Genomic DNA, 3,608 nt, shown 5'->3' with positions numbered 1-3,608 from the left:
CGGCTCAGGCCGACCAGCCGGGGCCGGTCTGACCCACCGCGTCACCCGGGCGGCCGGCGCCCGCAGCGGCCGGCCGCCGCACCTCACCCACCACCCCGCCCGCACCACCGCACCGTCCGAAGGGAGATCGCCGTGAACGATCTCTTCACCTGGGCCGCCCTGGGCAGCCTCACCGGCGCCAGCGCCGCCACGCTGCTGGCCGCCAACGTCATCGGTGGCCTGCTCGGCCCGAGCGGCGACAAGGCCCGCAAGTGGATCGCGCTTGCTATCGCCCTCGCGCTCTCCTACCTCACCGCGGCCTTCGCCACCGACGCCGGCTCCGAGAAGTGGATCATCGCGTTCTTCAACGGGCTGGTCATCTTCTCCGCCGCGCTCGGCATCAACCAGCTGCCCCCCGGCAACCGGCAGGCGACGAACGCGTCGCCAACCCAGCTCGCGCAGGGACGCGAGCCCCGCTACGTCCGCTCGTGGGTCTGAAAGAAGGTGACCCCATGGTCTTCGGCATCGTCAGCGCCGCGGTCCACATCGTCCTCGGCGCCCTGTTCGGCCAGTGGGCCGGCGGCACCCTCGGCCTGGTGATCGGCGCCGTCGTCGGACTGCTCGTCGGCGCGCCCTTCGGCTGGGCGATCAGCTCCGCCGGCACGTACGGCCCGGACGCGAAGGGGATCCTCCTCTTCGTCGTCGACCACACCTGGAGCCTGCTCAACACCGCCGTCGGGGCGATCTACCTCGCCGCGCACCTGGTCTTCGGGCACCAGCTCGACCGGGTGGTCTCGCCGGCCAGCGGCCGGGTCAACCTGGTCGAGGGGGTGTCGCCCCGGTACGCCACCACCATCGGCACAGTCTGCGCCGGGTCCAGCCCCGGCATCCAACGCCACGAGGACGTGCACATCCTCCAGGCCCGGCTGCTCGGCCCGCTCTACCTGCCGCTGGTCATGCTGAACTACGCGCTGTTCACCATCGCCCCGGTCTGGCTGCTCTGGCACGACCACACCAACGCGCCGATCAACCGCTTCACCCGCTACTTCGAGATCGGCGTCTACCCGCATGTCTGGAACGAGGCCATCGCGTACCGGATCCAGGGGACCCCGCCGCGATGACCGGAGCGATCGAGACGGCCGTCGCGGAGCTCGCGGCCTGGCTGACCGGGGCGGCGGGCGACCCCGTCCCGGTCGGCCCGCCCCGCGACGACGCGGACGGCGGGCTCACCGTCTGGCCGCTGGAGCTGCGGCCGGCCCGGCAGACCCGGGGCAGCGGGGCCCGCGAACCGTACCGGTTCGTGGTCCGGCTGCTGGTCTGCGCCACCGGACCGGCCGCGCTGCCCCGACTGGACCGGGTGCTCGCCGCCGCGGCGGCGGCCGGCGAGCCGGAGGTGACGCTGACCGCCGGCGACCCGGCGTTGTGGCGGGCCTTCGGCGTCGCGCCGCGACCGGCGCTGCTGGTCGACGTGCCCGCGCAGATCGCCCGCCCGGTGCCGCCCGCGCCGCCCGTGCTGCGGCCGCTGCGGCTGCGGCAACTGGAGATGCGCACCCTCGACGGTCGGGTGGTCGGGCCCGAGCAGCAGCCCCTCGCCGCGATGCGGGTCGAGGTCGTCGGCACCCCGTACACCACGCACACCGACACCGCCGGCCGGTTCCGGCTGGTCGGCCTCCCGCACGACCCCGACGAGCCGGACCGGCCGGTCCGGGTCCGCCTGGTCGGCCGGGGCCGCACCCACACCGCCGAACTCGACCCGGCCGACCCCGACCTCGTCATCGTCTGCGCGCCGCCGGCCGACTGAGCCGACCCGCCGACCGCACCCGCACAGGAGGACCGATGCCCACCTACTTCTCCCCCGGCATCTACGTCGAGGAGGTCCCCAGCGGCGCCCGCCCGATCGGACCGGTCGGCACCAGCACCGCCGCCTTCGTCGGCGTCGCCCCGGACCGCACCGCGCACGTCGACCGCGCGGTGGCCGTCAACTCCTGGTCGGAGTTCCTGCGGCTCTACGCCGACGGCGAGCACCCGGAGAGCACCCCGCTGGCCCGGGCGGTCTTCGGCTTCCTGGACAACGGCGGCACCCGCTGCTGGGTGGTCAACGTCGGCGAGGGCGGCCAGCTCACCGGCACCGGCGGCCGCCGCGGCGGGCTGCAACTGCTCGAGGCGGTCGACGAGATCTCCATCCTCGCCGCGCCCGGCTTCCACGACCCGGTATCGCACGAGGCGCTGCTCAGCATGGCCGAGCGGCTGCGCACCATGGTGGCCATCTGCGACCCGGCCCCGGACATCGACGACATCTCCGCGCTGACCCGCGTCGCCACCCCCGGCCCGGCGAAGCCCGCCGGCAAACCCGACGGCAAACCCGCCGACGGTACGCCGAAGCCGGCCGACGACGACGCCGAGCCGGACGGGCCGGCGGCCGCGTACCGGCCCCGGCAGTCGGACTTCGGCACCTGCTACTTCCCGTGGATCCGGGTCCGTGACCCGCTCAGCGGCGACCTGATGCTCACCCCGCCGAGCGGGCACGTCGCCGGCATCTGGGCCCGCACCGACGCCCTGCGCGGCGTGCACAAGGCGCCCGCCAACGAGCCGGTCCGCGGCGCCGTCGACCTCGGGCACCTGGTCACCCGCCCCGAGCACGACGTGCTCAACCCCAAGGGCGTCAACGTGATCCGCTACTTCGCCGGCGAGGGCATCCGCCTCTGGGGCGCCCGTACGCTCGCCGCCGAGGCCAGCGAGTGGCGCTACCTGAACGTACGCCGGCTCTCCATCGCCATCGAGCAGGCCATCGCCAACGGCACCCGGTGGATGGTCTTCGAGCCCAACGACTACTCGCTCTGGCGGTCCATCCGGCGGGACATCGGGGCGTTCCTCACCCGGGTCTGGCGCGACGGCGCGCTGCTCGGCCGCACGCCGGAGGAGGCGTTCTTCGTCAAGTGCGACGAGGAGACCAACCCGGCCGACGTCCGCGACGCCGGCATGGTGGTCGCCCACATCGGCATCGCGGTGGTCAAGCCCGCGGAGTTCGTGGTGTTCAAGCTGAGCCAGTGGGCCGGCGGCACCGAGACCGAGACGATCGGAGGCTGACATGCCGACCACGGCCACCCCGCAACCGGGCGCCCCCGTCGACCCGTACCGGGCGTACAACTTCAAGCTGCTCATCAACGGCATCACCAACGGGCACTTCACCGAGGTCAGCGGGCTTGAGGTGACGATCGGCCGGCTGGCGTACCGGGAGGCGGGCAACGACCGGGTCCGGGCGGTCCCCGGCCAGGTCGACTACGCGCCGGTGACCCTCCACTTCGGCCTCACCTCGTCCCGGGAGCTGTGGGACTGGGTGAACGCGGCGGCCAAGGGCACGGTGAGCCGGCGCAACGTCTCCGTGGTGCTGCTGGACCCGGCCGGCACCAGCGAGGTGCTGCGCTGGAACATGATCAACGCTTGGCCGACCCGGTGGCGGGGCGCCCACCTGAACACCCTCGCCCAGGAGATCGCCATCGAGGCGCTGACGCTGGCGTACGAAGGGCTGGAACTGGAGTCCGGCAGTGCGGCCGCCCCGACCACCGCGTGACCGGCTGGCCCGGGCCCTGCGTACGGCCGCCGACCGGCTGGCCGGCGCGGTCGAACGC

At 73.9% G+C, this 3,608-nt stretch carries 5 protein-coding genes; all 5 read left to right on the top strand.

The window, feature by feature from the left end:
- Positions 1-132 precede the first annotated feature (132 nt).
- From DKT69_RS08030 to DKT69_RS08010, 5 genes are read left to right on the top strand one after another with little or no spacing between them, the layout of a single operon-like run.
- Complete coding sequence (locus DKT69_RS08030; RefSeq protein WP_109800947.1) at positions 133-477, top strand: hypothetical protein; 345 nt, start codon at positions 133-135, stop codon at positions 475-477.
- A 14-nt stretch (positions 478-491) separates the two neighbouring features.
- A complete protein-coding gene (locus DKT69_RS08025; RefSeq protein WP_109800946.1) occupies positions 492-1,100 on the top strand; it encodes a glycine zipper family protein in 609 nt (202 codons plus the stop codon).
- Positions 1,097-1,780: a carboxypeptidase-like regulatory domain-containing protein gene (locus tag DKT69_RS08020; protein WP_109800945.1), complete on the top strand. Its 684-nt coding sequence runs from the start codon at positions 1,097-1,099 to the stop codon at positions 1,778-1,780. Before DKT69_RS08025 ends, DKT69_RS08020 begins: the two co-directional genes overlap by 4 nt.
- Before the next feature lie 35 nt (positions 1,781-1,815).
- Positions 1,816-3,066, top strand: coding sequence for a phage tail sheath family protein (locus DKT69_RS08015; RefSeq protein ID WP_109800944.1), 1,251 nt, complete (start codon positions 1,816-1,818; stop codon positions 3,064-3,066).
- Position 3,067: 1 nt separating this feature from the next.
- Complete coding sequence (locus DKT69_RS08010) at positions 3,068-3,550, top strand: phage tail protein (protein WP_109800943.1); 483 nt, start codon at positions 3,068-3,070, stop codon at positions 3,548-3,550.
- The last annotated feature ends 58 nt before the right edge of the window (positions 3,551-3,608 follow it).

This window comes from Micromonospora sicca, assembly GCF_003172935.1.
GTDB lineage: Bacteria > Actinomycetota > Actinomycetes > Mycobacteriales > Micromonosporaceae > Micromonospora > Micromonospora sicca.
The sequence above is the reverse complement of the archived record's forward strand: the minus strand, read 5'-3'. Positions and strand labels throughout refer to the sequence as shown.